This window comes from Streptomyces sp. NPDC002403, assembly GCF_053593015.1.
In genome coordinates this window covers 57,166-73,337 of record NZ_JBSFBQ010000028.1, presented here as the reverse complement: position 1 = coordinate 73,337, position 16,172 = coordinate 57,166, and the positions used below count along the sequence as shown (strand labels likewise).

The following is a 16,172-nucleotide window of genomic DNA, read 5'->3' as shown; positions in this document are numbered from 1 at the left end:
GCTCAGTTGCCCTTCGCGATCGCCTGTTCGCCGTTGCGCTGAAGGTCGGCGAGGATCTTCTTCGGGTCGGCGGTGCGCAGCGACTGCAGGTCAGTGTTGAACTGGCTCAGGACCTTGTCGAAGCCGGCGATCGTCACCGGGCCCTGGGCGTAGGCGCTGCCGTCCACCCAGGCCTTGGCGGCGGGCTGCTTCTCGGCGTACGTCTTGAGCGCGCTCGTCCGCGACGGCATGACTCCGAACGCGTCGGCGAAGGCGAGTTGCTGCTTGGCGGAGGTCAGGTGCTTCACCAGGTCGACGCCCGCGTCGCGGTGCGCGCTGTCGGCGGCGACGCCCCAGCAGTTGCTGAAGGCGAGGGTGCCCTGGCCGGCCGGCCCCGCGGGCAGCGGAGCGATGGCGTACTTCACATCGGGGTAGTCGAGCTTCATGCCGCCTTCGAGCCAGTTGCCCTCGATGGTCATCGCGGCCTTGCCCTTGCCGAGCGCCTCACCGCCCCAGCTGGTGTCCACCTGCTTGGCGAACTTCATCGAGCCCGACTTGAGGAGGGACTGGACGAAGGAGAGCCCCTTGGCGTTCTCCGCGGTGTCGGCGGTCATCTTCTTCTGGTCGGTGTCGGTGAGCCAGCCGCCCGCCTGCTTCATGAAGACACCGAGCCGCTGGAACTCGTCGCTGGTGACCAGGCCGGTGACGCCGTTCTTGGTGAGCTTGCCGGCGACGGTCCTCAGTTCCTCCCAGCTCTTGGGGTAGTCCTTCTCCGTCAGCCCGGCCTTCTTCCACAGGTCGGTGTTGATGGCCAGGCCGAGGGTGGAGGTGTCCTTCGGCAGACAGACCAGCTTCCCGTCGTACGAGAAGGAGTTCCGCAGCTGCTCGGAGAAGTCGTCGGCGTCGGATATCCGGTCGCCGTAGGGATACAGCGAGCCGCCCTTGGCGTAGTTGGCGAACTGGTCGGAGTTGACGTAGAAGACGTCCGGCGGCTTGTGCCCGGCGAAGGACTGGGCGAGCTGCTGGTTCATGTCCTTGGCGATCTCGACGGAGACCGTGTTCCCCGACTGCTTCGCGTAAGCGGCGGCGGCGGCCTTGACCGCCTGGGTCTCGGCGTCCCCCGAGGTGGCGATCAGTACCGTCAGCTTCTGCTTGGCTGCCTTGTCCTGCTCCGGCTCCTTGTCGCTGCCGAAGTTGGACGAGCAGCCGGTCGCGGCCAGCAGCGCCGCGCAGGTGGCGAGCGCTGCGACGGCCGTACGGGTTCCCATGGGTTCCTCCAGGAGGGGTGGGGTTTGCGGCTCAGTGGCCCGGAAGGGGCACGCTGTGAACGGGTGGCCCGTGGAACGGGCGTGCGGGGGGTGGTGGTTCGATGGGCCTGCGCGCGACGGACGGTGGACCGGCGCGCAGGGGGTGACTCAGTCCTCCGACGCGGACGTGCTGTCGCGTACGACGAGGGACGGTTCGAGCAGGACGCGCTCGGGCGGAGCTCCGGCCTGTGACATCCGGGCCAGCAGGAGCCGGACGCATTCGCGGCCGACGGCCTCCAGCGGCTGGGCCACGGTGGAGAGTCCGGGAGACAGCAGCGCGGCCATGGGATTGTCGTCGAAGCCGACCACGGCGACGTCGGCGCCCGGCACGGCCCGCCGCTCGCGCAGGGCGTGGTAGCAGCCCAGCGCGAGCATGTCGCTGGCGGCGATCACGGCCGTCGCGCCCGCGTCCAGCAGAGGTCCGACAGCGGCCTGTGCCGAGCTGATGTCGTCGACGCTCTGTGCCCGCCGGCCGCGTACCGGAAGGCCGTGCCGCCGCATGGCGCGCTGCCAGCCCGCGGCGCGGTCGTCACCGGCTCCGGAGCCGCGCGGCCAGCCGAGGAACGCGATCCTGCGGTGTCCCAGGCCCACTAGGTGTTCGACCGCGGCGTCCGTACCGGAAGCGCCGTCGACATCGACCCAGTCGCCGATCGGCCGGCCGGACCACATGCGGCCGAAGGCGACGAACGGGATACCGCGCTTCTCCAGCCAGGCCTGGCGCTGGTCGCCCCGTTCGGTGCCGCTGAGCACGAAGCCGTCCACGTTGTGAAGGTCGAGGAGTTCCTCGTACCCGTCGAGGCCCGTGCTGCCTGGGGGTGAGGCGAAGAGCAGGATCCGGTAGCCGGCCTCGTCCGCGGTCTGGGACAGGGCGTGCAGGAACCGGTCCATGACCGGGGCCGAGACGCCCGGGGCGGTGGGGCGGATGCCGTAGCCGATGAGTTTGCTGGAGCGGGTGCGCAGGGTCTGCGCCGCTCGGTGCGGGCGGTAGCCCAGCTCGTCGATGGTACGCAGGACGCGGTCCAGGGTCTCCGGACGCAGCAGCTCGGGCGAGTTGAGCGCGTTCGACACCGTCTGCGGAGACACTCCGGCCCGCTGCGCGACCGTGGCCAGGGTCACCGAAGCGGCCTTGGTCGTGGAGGTGTTGGAGGAGCGGGGCATGAGGGTCTCCGGAACCGGTTGTGCGAACGGACGAGTTCATTGGAGCGTTCCAAAACCGTTGTCAACGCCCTGAGGTCGTCGTTAGGGTTCTTGGAACGCTCCAATGCCTGAGAGGTTCTGCTCTGTTGCACACCACTGTCAAGACCCAAGACATAACGAACTCCGAGACGGGGGCAGGCCCGTCGGCCGAAGGTCTCCAGCCGTTCCTGCATGACGCCTGTGTGACGCTGTACGCGCCGAGCTTCGTGATCTCGCGCGCGGACGGGCAGCTCGACGGTGCCGCCGACGGCTTCTACCACGGCGACAGCAGAGCCCTGTCCCGGCTGACCGTCGCGGCGGACGGCATCGTCCTCGCCCCGGTGGGCGGCGGGCTGGAGGGCGCGGACCGGGCGGCTTTCCGCAGTGTGCTGCGCGGCCTCGGCGAGGACACTCCGGACCCGGCGGTCACGCTGCACCGGCGCCGGCGCGTCACTTCCGGGCACCTGGAGGAGACCCTCGACGTCACCAACGCGGGGCGGCAGCATGTCCGTGTCCGGCTGATCGTCACCGCGGGGACGGACCTCGCACCGATCGAGCGCGTCAAGTCCGGGCATGCGCAGGCCCCGGTCGCCGCCACCGCCACCGAGGGCGGCCTCGGCTGGTCCCAGGACACCTTCGCGGTCCGTCTCACCGGTTCCCCGGAGCCCGCGGCCGTCGACCCGGCCGCCGGACGGCTGGAGTACGGGATCGAGCTCGCCCCGGGGGCCTCGTGGAGCGCCGTGCTGCGCTGCGACGCGGCGCACGAGGAGGGCGACCAGTTCCCCGCGCCTCCTGCGGACAGCCTGCCCTGGCGCACGCCTCGGCTGCGCAGCGCGGACCGCCGCTTCGACCACTGGCTGAGCCGGTCCGCGGCCGACCTCGACCGGTTGCGGCTCACCGATCCGGAGAATCCCGCCGACCAGTTCCTGGCGGCCGGGGCCCCGTGGTTCCTCACCCTCTTCGGCCGCGACTCCCTCTGGGCGGCCCGCATGCTGCTGCCGCTGGGCACCGGCCTCGCCGCAGGTACGCTGCGCACCCTGGCCCGCAGGCAGGGCACGAAGTCCGACCCGGGCACCGAGGAGCAGCCGGGCAAGATCCTGCATGAAGTGCGCCGCGCCACCCAGGACTTCCACGAGAACTTCTCCCTGCCGCCCTGCTACTACGGCACGGTCGACGCCACCCCGCTCTGGATCACCCTGCTGCACGACTCCTGGCGCTGGGGCCTCGCGCCCGAACAGGTCGAGCAGCTCCTGCCGCACGCTGAGTCCGCCCTCGCCTGGATGCGCGACCACGGCGACGCGGACGGGGACGGGTTCCTGAAGTACATCGACCACACCGGCCGGGGCCTGGCCAACCAGGGCTGGAAGGACTCGGGCGACTCCATCCGCTACAGCGACGGACGCATCGCCGCGTCCCCGATCGCGCTCTGCGAGGTCCAGGCGTACGCGTACGAGGCGGCCCGGGGCGGTGCGGACCTGCTGCGCGCCTTCGGCCGCCCCGGCGCCGACCGGTGGGAGGAGTGGGCCGAGCGGCTCCGTGACCGTTTCCGCCGCCACTTCTGGGTGGAGGACGAGCGGGGACCGTACCCGGCGGTGGCTCTCGACGGGGACAGGAGGCCGGTGGACTCGGTCACCTCGGGCTTCGGCCACCTGCTGGGCACGGGCCTGCTCGATCACGAGGAGAGCGCCCTGCTGGCCGCCAGGCTCGGCGCGCCCGACCTCGATTCGGGCCATGGCCTGCGGACGCTGAGCAGCGACTCCGTGGCGTACAACCCGTACGGCTACCACATCGGTTCCATCTGGCCGCACGACACGGCCATCGCCGTGCACGGGCTGGCCAGGGCCGGGTTCCCGCAGGAGGCCGCGTCGCTCTCCGAGGGTCTGCTGAATTCTTCGGCGGCCTTCGACGGCCGGCTTCCCGAACTGTTCGCCGGCCATGGCTCGGCGATCGACGCCCGCCCGTCGCCCTATCCCGCGTCGTGCCGCCCGCAGGCCTGGGCGGCGGCCTCGTCCGTGATGGTCCTCCAGTCGGTGCTGGGGCTCTCGGCCGATGTCCCCGGCGGAACGCTCACGGTCGCGCCCGGCTTCGCGGAGGCGTACCGGCCGCTGAAGGTCGAGGGGCTCGACGTCGCGGGCGGGCGACTGGACATCACCGTCGATGCCGACGGCACGGCGCACATCGATGCGCCGGAGGGCCTGACGGTGAGGAGGCAGTACCCGACACCCCGCTGACGCGAGCCGGTGCGCCCGCCCCGCGGTACGACACGGTGGGGCGGGGCGGTGCCGCGCCTCTCCCCCGGCGCACGCCGCTCAGCCCTGCGCGGGCGTGGTCTCGCCTGCCCGGCGCAGCGCCTGACGGACCGACCAGAGGACCGACACCAGCGGCACGGCCACCACCGCTCCGAGCACTCCCGCCGCGATGGCGCCGCCGATCACCGACAGTGCGACCACGACCGGGTGGAGCCGGACCGCCCGGCTCATCACGAGCGGGTGGAGCAGGTGGCCCTCGATCTGACCGATCACCACGATCAGAACGAGGACGACGGCCGCCACGATCGGACCCTTCGCCGCCAGAGCCACCACGGCCGCAATGGCGAGGGCGATCGGTGAGCCGATCAGGGGGACGAAGGCGGCGAAGAACTCCAGCAGCGCCAGGGGCAGAGCCAGTGGCACTCCGAGGGCGAACAGGGCCAGTCCCACGAACACGGCGTTGGTCCCCGCCACCAGGATGATGCCGTGGGTGTAGCCGGTGAACGTACGCCAGGCGGCCCGGCCCGCGAGCGCCACCCGGTCCCGGGACTTCTCCGGAAGCTGATCGCAGAACCAGTCCCACTGCCGGTCGCCGGAGTGGATGAAGAAGACCGAGCAGAACAGCGCCAGAGCGAACACCGTCACCACCTCGATCAGTCGGCCCGCACCGCTGACGGCCGTGCTGATGAGGGTGGAGCGATGACTGGACAGATACTGCCCGATCCGTGTCTGGAGGTCGTCGAGCGTGCTCGGATTCACCCGGAACGGCGGCCCTTCCAGCCAGTGCTCGACCCTGCCCAGGCCGTCGCTGAACTCCCGTTCCAGCCCGGCACGTTCTCCGGCGACCGCCTCGCCGACGAGCGTCAGGACGCCGAGGACGAGGACGATGCTGCCGAGCAGTGCCACGGTGACGGCGACCGGCCGCGGCATCGGACGGGCCAGCAGATCGGCGACGGGGCGCAGCACCGCGGTCACGACCAGGCCGAGGAAGACGGCTGCCGCCACCTCGTGGAACCGCCCCAGCGCCGCGAAGACCGCGTACACGACGGCGCCCACCACGAGGATCCGCCAGGCGTAGGCGGCGGCCGTCTGGAGCACGGGGTTCACGCGTGGCGTGTACCGCGGGCCGGGCAACGCCGGTGGCGCGCCCGGGCTCCTGGCCTCGGGTCCGGCCATGCCGCGCAGCGCCCGGCGTGACGCGGCGCGGATCCGGTGCCGTCGCCCTTCGGACGGTGCGCCGGGTTCCGTGTGGTCGGGCTGCGAGTTCGAAGGCTTGGGCATGCCCTGCTGGTACCAGGAGAATCCACACCTTTTCGGGCACCCGGGCCAACATGCCCAGGATGTCACCCCAGGGGCGGAGTCACCGGCCGCCGGAAGCCCCGCACGCCGGGGCGGCTTCCGTATTGCCGTTGCTCGCCGGGCATTCGGGAGCGCGACGGCCATGACCGAGGCGTCGAACCATCGGAGCGGGGATCACGGTCAGCCGCACCATCCGTGACCAGCAAACCCGCCCACATCACTCCGATAGCATGTTCGAACTCGCGACGAGCGCCCTAATCGCCCGTCATTCACCGGAAATCCATGCTGTCCGGCACGAAGAGTGACCCATCCAGCCAATATCTAACAAATCGGCCAAACAATTGATACCTAGAGCATCGCGGGTGTTTTCGCGAATAGACCGCAAAACCATCTTCGCCGCGTGGCGTCAACCGCGGGCGATACTGTGGACCGCGGCGGCGGTGGTAACCCTCGGATTCCTGATCGCACTGGAGATCGCCGCGCGTCACTACGGCCTACCGGGGCCGATGACCACCCAGGTACAAGAGGTGATAGTCGCCCCCAAATCGGGATTCCTGCTGTACGCCAGCATGGGTCTGATGATGGTGGTGCTCACCTGGCGACAGCGGTTCATCGCGACCGGTGTCGCGATCGGAATCGACCTCGTCATCTTCCTGGTGCGGTGGGCGGCCGACGCCAGGGTGACCGAAGGCCACCCCTTCGGCAACGGTGCGTTGTGGGTGATTCTGGGCTGGGCGGTCATCGCCGTCACGCGCCGCACGGGCTCGGAGCGTCTCCTTCTGCTCAAGGGCGTCGGGCTGGGCCTGCTGCTGGTGACCGGCCGCAAGACCGGCGACACCTGGCTCCTCATCACATCCAAGACCCGCACGCAGGTGCTCGACCAGTACGTGGCAACCGCCGATCACGCATTGGGCAACCCGTCGTGGCTGGTGGGCCGCCTCGTCGAATCCACCGGTCCGATCGGCGCCCGTTTCCTCGACTACGTCTACGCCCAGCTCGCGGTGGCCGCGGTCGTCGTCGCCGTCTACCAGCTACGTAAAGTGGCGATTGAGCGCCGCTTCCCGGGCCACCATCTGGTGCGCACCTTCCTGGTCATCGGCCTGCTCGGGCCGGGCATCTACATGATCTTCCCGGTGGTCGGGCCGATCTTCGCCTACGGCGCCGACGGCGGACACTGGGCGCTGGCCAACCTGTGGCCGGACACACCGCCGCCCCTCAGCACCCCGCACCACATGCCGTTCGACGAGATCACCCCGCGCAACTGCATGCCCAGCCTGCACACCGCATGGGCCACCGCGATCTTCATCCATTCCCGCAAGGGGCCGCGATTCCTGCAATACGCCGGCGCGTTCTGGCTGATCGCCACGCTCGCCGCGACGCTGGGCTTCGGCTACCACTACGGCGCGGACATCGTCGCCGGCGTGGTGTTCACGCTCATGATCGAGGCGGCGCTGCGCGCGCTCGACCGCGGTTGGGACCGGGCGGGAATCCAGTTGGTCGCCCACGGCACGGTGGTCTTCGCCGCACTCCTGGTGTCCTACCGCTATCTGTCGACGCAGATGGCCGCATATCCATGGGTGTTCGGACCGCTGGTCATTCTTTCGATGGTCTCGGTGATCTACGGCTATGTACGGACCACCAGGCTGTGGGAGCCGAAGGCCGCACCGGCACGGCAGCCGGAGCCGCAACCCGAGCTGGTCTGATCCGTGTTGCGTCAGGGAACACACGAGTCCCGGGCGCGGACACGCCCACGCCGGAGCGCCCCCGGACCGGGGGATCCCGCACTTCGTGCAGGGTCCCGCGGTCCGGGGTGAACCGGTTCAGGCTCCGTTGATCGAGTCCGCACGCCGGGCTGCGGCCTGCCTGCCCGGATCGATGGAGACACCGGGATGCACGGCGTCGGTCCCGTCGTCCCGGCTCAGTCGGGCAGCTCGCCGTCGCCGCCGGGGTTGGCGACCACGCGGCGCAGGACGTTGACCGTCGTGACGAAGTCGGCTCCGGGGATGCCTTCGTGCGTCCGGTGACGCACCCGCAGTTTGCGCTCCCTGGCCCGGAGGCGGCCGGCCTCACCTGTCGCGGTCAGCCGGTAGGCCTGACTGCTCCACACACCGATGGACTGGGCCACCGGCTCTTCGTGCGAGTGCTCCTTCAGCATCACGTCGGTGCACCTCCCGTGAACGACAACGTTCAACAGAACGCGATCACGGTGGAGACTCAAGTCGGCTTGAGGTCAAGGGGTGCTGGGCGACCGCCGTCCAGGGGCCGGCCACACCCTTCGGGATCCCGCACTCAGTAGGCATGGTCGGCCGTGATGTCGGCGGAGAGGTCGAGATGGCGCCTGGCCGTCTCGGGGCGCAGGGCCATCAAGGTGTGGACGAGGGCGTCCACCGCGGCAAGGTGGGCAATACGGCTGGCGGAGGTCTCCAGTCCGAAGACGAGGTCCTGACCTCCCGCGACGAGGACATGGGCGCTGGTCTCGCTGAGGGGCGAGCGGGCGTAGCTGGTGATGGTGATGACCGTGGCCCCGGCGAGCCGGGCGCGGCGGGCCGTGTCGACCGTGGTGCGGGTCGCTCCGGTGTGACTGATGGTGAGACAGACACCGTCCGGAGGGAGTTGGGCGGCGGCGAGGCCGGCGGTGAGGGGGTCGGCCGGGGCGTCGACGACACAGCCCAGGGCGCGCAGCCGGTACGCCGCGTCGAGGGCGACGGCGGCCGACAGCCCGGCTGCCGCGACGACGACGCGTGGTGCGGCCTGGAGCGCGTCGGCCGCCGCGGAGAGCGCGGTGGTGTCGAGGGTCGAGGCGACGCCGTCCAAGGCGTCGCGGGAGGCACGGACCGTTTCGGCGAGTGCGTGGGCGGCGGGGTCGTCCGTCGGCGGCGAGGGCGGTTCCACCACCTGCCGGGCGGCCTCGATCTTGAGCTCCTGGAAGCCCCGGAAGCCGAGCCGCTGGCAGGCACGCACGACCGAGGAGGGCGCGGTGCCCGCCATCGCGGCCACGTCGCTGACGCTGAGGTGGACCAACGCGGCGCCCTGGTCGAGCACCACCTGTGCCACCCGGGCCTCGGTTTCGCGGAGCTCCGGGAGTCGGGCCCTGACCTGTGCGGAGAGCCGGCCCCCGGCATCGGAATTCTGTTCCATGCGTGTAGCTTATCGTGGAATTCCGTTCCAGACCTCCCTCGGCAGGAGTCACTCCGTCATGCCCGCATCAGCTTTCCCCGCCGTAACCGCTGCCGTTCTCGCGGCCGCGGTCCTGCACGCGGTCTGGAACGCCATGGCCCACCGGATTCCGGACAAACTCGTGGGGTTCGCGCTCATCAACTGTGCCTACACCGGGTGTGCGGCTCTCCTGGTGTGCCTGACCCCGTTTCCCCCGGCACAGGCCTGGCCGTTCCTGGTGGCCTCCGCGGCGCTGGAGGTCGCCTCCCAACTGTTCCTGCTGCGCGCCTACCAGTTGGGGGACTTCGGGCAGATGTACCCCCTGGCCCGCGGTGTTGCGCCGCTGCTCGTGGCCATCGTCTCGGTCACCGTCCTCGACGGCACGCTCACGCCGCTCCAGGGCGCGGGCGTGCTGCTGGTGTCCGGCGGCCTCGCCGCACTGGCCCTGGCGAACGGCCGCCTCGGCCGCGCCCGGCTTCCGGCCCTGGCCGCCGCGATCGGAACGGGAGTGATCATCGCCGCCTACACCCTCGTCGACAGCACGGGCGTACGGCAGGCCGACGACGTCCTGTCGTACATCGCCTGGCTCTTCCTGTGCCAGGGCCCGGTCCTGCCGCTGATCGCACTGACCCGACGCCGGAGGGCGCTGTTCGCGCAGGTCCGCCCGGTCCTCGGCACCGGTCTGCTCGGTGGGGTGCTCTCCATGGCCGCGTACGGCCTGGTCATCTGGGCCCAGGCCCATGGCGATGTCACCGCCGTCGCCGCACTGCGCGAGACCGGCATCCTCGTCGCCGCGGTCATCGCCACGCTGTTCTTCCGTGAACCCTTCGGGCGCCTGCGGCTGGTGGCCGGAGCGGTGGTACTGGCCGGGATCGGCCTCATGCATTAGGAGGTACGCCGATCCGCCCGGGCGGCGGAATGACGGCCGACGCACCCGGGACAGCGTCCACCCGCTCCGGACAAGCGGGCCGGACAGCGCAGCGCGCCCCGGGCACGGTGTGACCCGGATGACGGCCACGTCAGCCGGTGTGCGAGTCCAAGGCGTCGATGATCTCGCCCCAGACTTCACGGGGGCGGTCGTGCCCCATGTCCGGGATCAGCAAGAGCTCCGCTCCGGGCACCAGTTGGGCGGTGCGCCTCCCGCCACTGGGGTCGGTCAGGACATCGTCCAGGCCATGAATCACCAGGGTAGGCACTCGGAGCTCGCGGAGCGCGTCGGCGCGTGATCCGCTGAGGATCATCGCAGCGAGCTGCCGCCCGGCTCCGGCCGGGTAATAGGCGCGGTCGTAACTCGCGGCAGCCAGCTCACGCAGGAGCGCCGGACTGCCGTACCGCTTCGAGGCCCACACCAGGTCCTTCTCCGCTGCTGCGATGTACCCTTCGCGATCCGTCGGCTTCGGACTGAGGAGCACTGCTTGGGCCTCGGGACTGGACTGGCCGTAGTCGGGCTCGCCGGTCGACGACATCATCGACGTCAGAGTCAGCACTCGCTCCGGATGGCTGATGGCCATCGTCTGGGCGATCATGCCGCCCATCGAGGATCCGACCACGTGAGCTCGCTCGATCCCGAGCGCGGTGAGCAGGCCGAGCCCGTCGTCGGCCATGTCCTGCAAGGTGTAGGGCGCCATCGCCAGAGCGGAGGAGATGTCTCCCGAACGCACGGCGCCGGTGAACCGGCCCATGTCGACGGGGTGATCGTCGAACTTGGTGGACAGCCCGCAGTCGCGGTTGTCGTACCGGATCACATGGCGTCCACGTTCCGCGAGCGCACGGCAGAAGTCCTCGTGCCAGGCGATCATCTGGGCGCCGAAGCCCATCACGAGCAGGACGGCCCGATCAGCGGGATCACCGAACGTCTCGTATGCGATGGACACTCCGGGCGAGGTTTCAACAGTCGGCATGCTGAAAGTGTCCCAGCATCGCCCGTCCTTGGTTCGCCGGGGCCGGGACGGGTCCCAGACGGGCGTCACCGCTTGATCTCGATCTGGGCCTGCGGACCGATGACCGCACACTCCGGACCACCGATGCGGCCGGGCCCGGCATCGAGCATTCCCTCGGGCCAGGGCTCACCGGCGAATGGGCCACCGGCGACCACCACGCAGCCGGCCGAATCCCGGTCCAGGAGCATGGTGCTGCTCTCCAGACCGTCCTTGACGAAGGCGAGCCGCAGGTCGGGCGGCGGCCCCGGGACCGGTTGAAAGCCGTGCCGCGGCAAGCCGTCCGGGTCACCGCGCCCTCGGCCGGATCTCCGGGCAGTCACTGCTGGGTACGGCGTTCCAGATAGATGGAAGTGAACACGGCGACCTTGGCACGCAGGGCCCAGGGGTCGAACGGCTTGCTGATGTAGTCGACGGCACCGGCCGCGTATCCGCGCGCGGAGTGCTCCGAGTCCACCCCCATCGCCGTGAGGAAGATGATGGGGACGTCGCGGGTCCGAGGGCGGCGCTTGATGTGCGCGCACGTCTCGTAGCCGTCCATCTCCGGCATCTGGACGTCCATGATGATGACCGCGAAGTCGTCGTGATCGAGCAGTGCTTTGAGCGCTTCCCGCCCGGAGGAAACGGTGACGAGCTCCTGATCGAGCGTCGACAGCACCGCGGTCATCGCCAGCAGGTTGCCCGGCTGGTCGTCCACGATGAGGATCTTGGGCATGTCCTGGGGCTGCGGCGCGGCAGGCAGCGCGGCCGTGGACCTCTCGACGGCGTCCAGCTGGCGTTCGAGCAGACTGCAGCGGTCCTCGGCTGCGGCACGCTGTGCGCGTGCCTCCCGGAGCTCCGCCGCCAACCGCTCCACATCGAGCTGCAGCGAGTCGCGTTCCTGCAGCAGTCCGGAGACATCGGGGTGGGCGGCCGCGAGCTCGTCCGCCCGCTTCCGCTCGGCACTCCGGTCGGCCTCCAGCTGGCTGAGGCGCACTTCCAGGTCGGCGATGCGGTGGGTACGGTCCAGCAGGGCGTCACCCAGGACGTCGCCGCGAACGCTCGACCGTCGGGAAACCCGGTCGGCGTCGGCCAGCTGCTGCTCCAGGATCTCCACCGCGTGCTTGGGAGAGGACGCGGCGTCGACGGCCGACCCGTACAGCCCCCGTACGAACTCGATGGCCTCGGTCGTGACTGCGGAACCACGGTGCTGGGCGAGATCCGTGAAGAGGTCGGTGATCACCTGCCACGGGGGCAGGCGGGTACCGTTCAGGTAGCGGGAGAAGGTGCCGGGATCTCGTCGGCGCCGGGCCGCGTACCGCCGTACGGACACCTCCATGCCCTCGAACAGCTCCCGCAGAGCCTGGGCGAGAGCGCGGGAAGGCTCGGTGAGGTCGTCGCCCAGCGGCCGCAGTTCACCCATTTCTCTCCCCCTCCCGGGCTCCGGCATCCGCGCGCTGCCGAAGACCGCTGTCCTCGGTGTCGATGAGGCGGTCGAAGAAGGGGACTGCCAGTCCTGCGGCGGCAAGCCCCGCGAGCAGGCTCCGCGGCGTCCCTTCACCGGCGAGTGCGGTCAGCCCGCCCGCCGCTGCGCCGGCGAGTAATGCGAGCAGCAACACCAAGGTCGTTCTCAGCGACAACAGCGGCCGGTCCATCAAGACCTCTATCCGTTCGGCCCGCCGCGGAGCGACAGGACCCTTCACCCGTCCGGCGGATTGCAGGACGGGGAGTCACAGAATGGCGGAGCTCCGGGCCGTTGCGGTCCGCAGGCGGGGAACAGGCGCAACGCAGCTTCCTGTTGCCATCGCGCCGACCCACCCCGCCCCAGGCATTCCGGCTGGTCGAAGCGGTGGCGGACCCGGCTGTTGCCAGGCTGTTGCGTTGCAACGTTGCCGAAGCCCGGAAGGCCCGTGGGGCACGGTGTCAGGTCCGTGCCCCACGGGCTGTCGAGGAGCGGCTACGCCGCGGTGGTGATACGGGCGACGGCCAGGCGTGTCAGCTCACGATCGAGGGGGGTGTCGTCCAGGGCCCGATGCAGAGTCAACCCCTCGATCAGCGCGTCCACTTGGCGCGCTGTGGTGGCGTCGAAGTGCCGTTCGAGGATGCGGCGGCTTCGCTGCATCCACGTCTGGCACAGCTGCCGGTACTCCGGGCGGCGGGCCGCGAGGGTGTAGAGCTCCTGAGTGAGGATCAGGTCACGGCGGGGGCCCTCGGAGAGCGTGTGAATGACATCGGTGACGGCTTCACGGACTTCTTCGAGGCCGACGGCCCGGCCGAGACGGACGTCGAAAGCGGCCACGATCCGGTCCGCGAACCGGGTGAAGGCCTCGCGCAGCAGCTCGTCGATGCCTGAGAAGTGGTACGTCATCGAACCGAGCGGCACTCCGGCACGGGCGGCGATCTTGCGATGGGAGACGCCTGCGACGCCCTCGTCGGCGATGAGGTCGAGCGTGGCGGCGAGAATCCGTTCACGGCGCTGCGGGTCGGTACGTCCGGTGGTCATGCGGGCGCCGTCAGATCTCGCGGACGACGCGGGCCGGATTGCCGACGGCGACGACGTTCGCGGGGATGTCCTTGACGACCACCGCTCCGGCGCCGATCACCGAGTTGTCACCGATCGTCACCCCCGGGCACACGATGACGCCACCACCGAGCCAGACGTTGTCACCGATGGTGATGGGAAGTGCGGCCTCCAGCTTGTCCCGGCGCGGCTGGGGCTCGACGGGATGGGTGGGCGTGAGCAACTGCACGTTGGGGCCGATCTGGCAGTGCTCACCGATGACGATCTGCGCGACGTCCAGCGCGGTCAGGTTGAAGTTGATGAATGTGTGGGCGCCGATGGTGATGTTGCTGCCGTAGTCGACGGAGAGCGGCGGCCGCACATCGACGCCCTCCCCCACGGAGCCGAGCAGTTCGGCGAGGAGCGGCCGGGCCGTGCCGGCGTCCTCGATGCAGGCAGCCTGATAGCGGGCGGCCAGTCTCATCGCCTGCTGCTGGCGCCGGGCGATCTCCGGGTCATCGGCGATGTAGAGGTCACCCGCGAGCATCCGCTCCAGGTTGGTGCGCGGGTCGTCGGCGAAGTAGTGCGTCTCCATGCGTACGATCGTACACCTTGAGGCGTACGATCGTACGCTCTCGGCTCGGCGGCACGGCCCCAGAGACGATCCGAACCGCGACGAAGGGACCGTCCCCGTAGCGATGTCAGCGAGCGGCGTCGAGGCGTGCGGTCGTTGACCGGCTCACGGCTCATACAGAGGCAGGAAATGGATGACCGCTTCCTCGTACGGATGGGCTTCGCGAACCGCCTCCTGGACCGCTCGGGCCTGCTCGACCTCACAGACCGACTCGATCCTGCACTCCTCGCTGTGCTGGACAACGCCCACCTCGCCGTCGAAAGGCTGCGAGCCCGGCAGCGCCTGCCAACTGCCGGTCACCCGCCGGACGCTGGAGCATCGCGCATAGTCGCCGACCCGGCCCGCGCCGCGCGGCGGTGCGTCGAGCTCGGCACCGCCCTGATTCCGGACCCGGTCGCCTCACCCCGGAGGAGGTGCGCACGAAGCTATCGGCCGTGCTCGCCGACGCCCGCTTCCGCCGCACCGCCGAGCGGGTCCGAGAGGAGATCAACGCGCTCCCGGGGCCCGAACAGACGATCCCCCTGCTCGAAGCGCTCCCCTGATCACCGGGCAGCGTCAAGCCAGGACGCATGCGCCCGGGCTCCTGACGACAGCCCCCTGACCCACCATCAACGCCTCGACGCCGAAGGGCGACGGCCCCCTCGCCAGACGTACAGGATCCGCCGCTGTCGGCCCCGGCGCTTCCTCGCCGGGGCCGATGGGAGATCGGCACCGGCTTGTGCGCTGCTCCCAGGTCGTACACACTGCTGGCCACTCGGCCGAGTCCGGGTGTCGTTACGGGGGTATGGAACTCCTGTGAACCGGACGTCACCGCGACCCGCCGCACCCTCGTGCGGAAGGTGGCGAACGGTAAGAAGTACAAGGTGTCCGCGGCGAACAGCACGCGGCGCGGTCCGGAGTTGTGGGTGGAAGCGGTCGAATCGATCGGCGGCGGCACGAACAACGGTCTCACCGGCAAGGGCCGCCTCGACGTCACGTACACCTCGGGCTGAAAGGGAAACGAATGGCTACTCCTCTGTCCGCCTCTGCGGTCCTCAAGGCGCTGCGCGCCGAGGGCGTGCGTGTGGTCGAGGTCGGCAACTGGCGTACCCACAACCGCAACTCGAAGGGTCCCTGGGGCCCGGTCAACGGCAGTATCGTGCATCACACCGTGACCAAGGGCACCGCAGCGACGGTCCGGATGGTCCGCGACGGCTATCCCGACCTGCCCGGTCCGCTGTGCCACGGGATGATCGCGAAGAACGGCCAGGTGCACATGGTCGGCTGGGGCCGCGCGAATCACGCCGGCGGCGGTGACCCCAAGGTGCTGGCGCAGGTCATAGCCGAGTCGTACGGCTCCCGGCCGACTCCGCCCACCCGTGGCAACAGCGACGGGGTCGACGGCAACGCGCGGTTCTACGGATGGGAGTGCGAGAACCTCGGCGACGGCAAGGACCCGTGGCCGGCCGCCCAGTACGACGCGATCGTCCGCGTGCAGGCCGCGCTGTGCCGGGCGCACAAATGGTCGGCGAAGTCCGTGATAGGCCACCTGGAGTGGTCGAACGACAAGGTCGACCCCCGTGGTTTCACCATGGCCAAGCTCCGCACCGACGTCTCCGAGCGACTCAAGCACCCCGCGAGCTGGAACCCCGGCTCCGACCACGAGGAGGACCCCATGGCTGGAATCACCAAGCGCGACATCTTCGACGCCGTGTGGAAGACCGACGCGATCGGCGGCCCGACGGACGCGGCGGACCATTCGACGAACCCGACATGGCAGCCGCAATCCATCCTGAAGGACATGCAGGCCCGCATCCGGTCCATGGACAAGCGGATGGCGGCCCAGACCGCCGCGATCACCGCGCTCGCCGGTCACGTCGGTACCGGCGCCGATTCGGAGACCATCGTCGCCGCCGTCAATGCCGCGATCGAGCGGGCCGTCGTCGACGGCGACGGCGACAGGGCCGGAGCCTGAAT

General features: G+C 70.0%; 18 protein-coding genes. 6 read left to right on the top strand and 12 right to left on the bottom strand.

The genetic code is table 11. The annotated features are described in order from the left end of the window. Positions 1–2: 2 nt before the first annotated feature. Positions 3–1,247 carry a sugar ABC transporter substrate-binding protein gene (locus ACWCPY_RS27050; RefSeq protein WP_451269147.1) on the bottom strand — a complete coding sequence of 415 codons (1,245 nt, stop codon included), beginning with the start codon at positions 1,245–1,247 and terminating at the stop codon, positions 3–5. 147 nt (positions 1,248–1,394) lie between these two features. After that, complete coding sequence (locus ACWCPY_RS27045; RefSeq protein WP_451269145.1) at positions 1,395–2,444, bottom strand: LacI family DNA-binding transcriptional regulator; 1,050 nt, start codon at positions 2,442–2,444, stop codon at positions 1,395–1,397. Between the two features lie 221 nt (positions 2,445–2,665). Here ACWCPY_RS27045 and ACWCPY_RS27040 point away from each other — a divergent pair, with 221 nt between their 5' ends. Beyond that, on the top strand, positions 2,666–4,693 hold the full coding sequence (locus tag ACWCPY_RS27040; protein ID WP_451269144.1) for an amylo-alpha-1,6-glucosidase: 2,028 nt from the start codon (positions 2,666–2,668) through the stop codon (positions 4,691–4,693). A gap of 78 nt (positions 4,694–4,771) precedes the next feature. Here ACWCPY_RS27040 and ACWCPY_RS27035 read toward each other — a convergent pair whose 3' ends face one another. After that, positions 4,772–5,992 (bottom strand): AI-2E family transporter, encoded by a 1,221-nt coding sequence (locus tag ACWCPY_RS27035; RefSeq protein ID WP_451269143.1) that lies wholly within the window; start codon positions 5,990–5,992, stop codon positions 4,772–4,774. Positions 5,993–6,399: 407 nt separating this feature from the next. Between ACWCPY_RS27035 and ACWCPY_RS27030 the strand changes: the two genes are divergently transcribed. Next, the gene (locus ACWCPY_RS27030) at positions 6,400–7,713 is read left to right on the top strand and encodes a phosphatase PAP2 family protein (RefSeq protein ID WP_451269191.1); all 1,314 of its coding nucleotides are present in this window, start codon (positions 6,400–6,402) and stop codon (positions 7,711–7,713) included. A 215-nt stretch (positions 7,714–7,928) separates the two neighbouring features. On the opposite strand, the gene ACWCPY_RS27025 is transcribed toward ACWCPY_RS27030, so the two are convergent. After that, positions 7,929–8,165 (bottom strand): hypothetical protein, encoded by a 237-nt coding sequence (locus tag ACWCPY_RS27025; RefSeq protein WP_451269189.1) that lies wholly within the window; start codon positions 8,163–8,165, stop codon positions 7,929–7,931. Positions 8,166–8,299: 134 nt separating this feature from the next. Further along, on the bottom strand, positions 8,300–9,148 hold the full coding sequence (locus tag ACWCPY_RS27020; RefSeq protein WP_451269141.1) for a MurR/RpiR family transcriptional regulator: 849 nt from the start codon (positions 9,146–9,148) through the stop codon (positions 8,300–8,302). 58 nt (positions 9,149–9,206) lie between these two features. Between ACWCPY_RS27020 and ACWCPY_RS27015 the strand changes: the two genes are divergently transcribed. Continuing rightward, positions 9,207–10,055, top strand: a complete 849-nt coding sequence (locus ACWCPY_RS27015) for an EamA family transporter (protein ID WP_451269139.1) — start codon at positions 9,207–9,209, stop codon at positions 10,053–10,055. 130 nt (positions 10,056–10,185) lie between these two features. On the opposite strand, the gene ACWCPY_RS27010 is transcribed toward ACWCPY_RS27015, so the two are convergent. The 7 genes from ACWCPY_RS27010 to ACWCPY_RS26980 all read right to left on the bottom strand — a co-directional run bounded on the left by ACWCPY_RS27010 (position 10,186) and on the right by ACWCPY_RS26980 (position 14,516). Beyond that, positions 10,186–11,067, bottom strand: coding sequence for an alpha/beta fold hydrolase (locus tag ACWCPY_RS27010; RefSeq protein ID WP_451269137.1), 882 nt, complete (start codon positions 11,065–11,067; stop codon positions 10,186–10,188). A gap of 65 nt (positions 11,068–11,132) precedes the next feature. Next, positions 11,133–11,381, bottom strand: coding sequence for a hypothetical protein (locus tag ACWCPY_RS27005; RefSeq protein WP_451269135.1), 249 nt, complete (start codon positions 11,379–11,381; stop codon positions 11,133–11,135). Positions 11,382–11,422: 41 nt separating this feature from the next. Next, positions 11,423–12,505: a response regulator gene (locus ACWCPY_RS27000; protein WP_451269133.1), complete on the bottom strand. Its 1,083-nt coding sequence runs from the start codon at positions 12,503–12,505 to the stop codon at positions 11,423–11,425. Continuing rightward, entirely contained in the window at positions 12,498–12,737 is a 240-nt protein-coding gene (locus ACWCPY_RS26995; RefSeq protein ID WP_451269131.1) for a hypothetical protein, read from the bottom strand. The genes ACWCPY_RS27000 and ACWCPY_RS26995 overlap by 8 nt, the downstream gene beginning before the upstream one ends. A 302-nt stretch (positions 12,738–13,039) precedes the next feature. Next, positions 13,040–13,585, bottom strand: a complete 546-nt coding sequence (locus ACWCPY_RS26990; protein WP_451269129.1) for a TetR/AcrR family transcriptional regulator — start codon at positions 13,583–13,585, stop codon at positions 13,040–13,042. A 10-nt stretch (positions 13,586–13,595) separates the two neighbouring features. After that, positions 13,596–14,177, bottom strand: coding sequence for a sugar O-acetyltransferase (locus ACWCPY_RS26985; protein ID WP_451269127.1), 582 nt, complete (start codon positions 14,175–14,177; stop codon positions 13,596–13,598). A gap of 144 nt (positions 14,178–14,321) precedes the next feature. After that, positions 14,322–14,516: a hypothetical protein gene (locus ACWCPY_RS26980; RefSeq protein WP_451269125.1), complete on the bottom strand. Its 195-nt coding sequence runs from the start codon at positions 14,514–14,516 to the stop codon at positions 14,322–14,324. Between the two features lie 113 nt (positions 14,517–14,629). Between ACWCPY_RS26980 and ACWCPY_RS26975 the strand changes: the two genes are divergently transcribed. The 3 genes from ACWCPY_RS26975 to ACWCPY_RS26965 all read left to right on the top strand — a co-directional run bounded on the left by ACWCPY_RS26975 (position 14,630) and on the right by ACWCPY_RS26965 (position 16,170). Further along, on the top strand, positions 14,630–14,758 hold the full coding sequence (locus ACWCPY_RS26975) for a hypothetical protein (RefSeq protein WP_451269123.1): 129 nt from the start codon (positions 14,630–14,632) through the stop codon (positions 14,756–14,758). A 297-nt stretch (positions 14,759–15,055) separates the two neighbouring features. After that, entirely contained in the window at positions 15,056–15,208 is a 153-nt protein-coding gene (locus tag ACWCPY_RS26970; protein WP_451269121.1) for a hypothetical protein, read from the top strand. An 11-nt stretch (positions 15,209–15,219) separates the two neighbouring features. Continuing rightward, on the top strand, positions 15,220–16,170 hold the full coding sequence (locus ACWCPY_RS26965) for an N-acetylmuramoyl-L-alanine amidase (RefSeq protein WP_451269119.1): 951 nt from the start codon (positions 15,220–15,222) through the stop codon (positions 16,168–16,170). Positions 16,171–16,172: the final 2 nt, after the last annotated feature.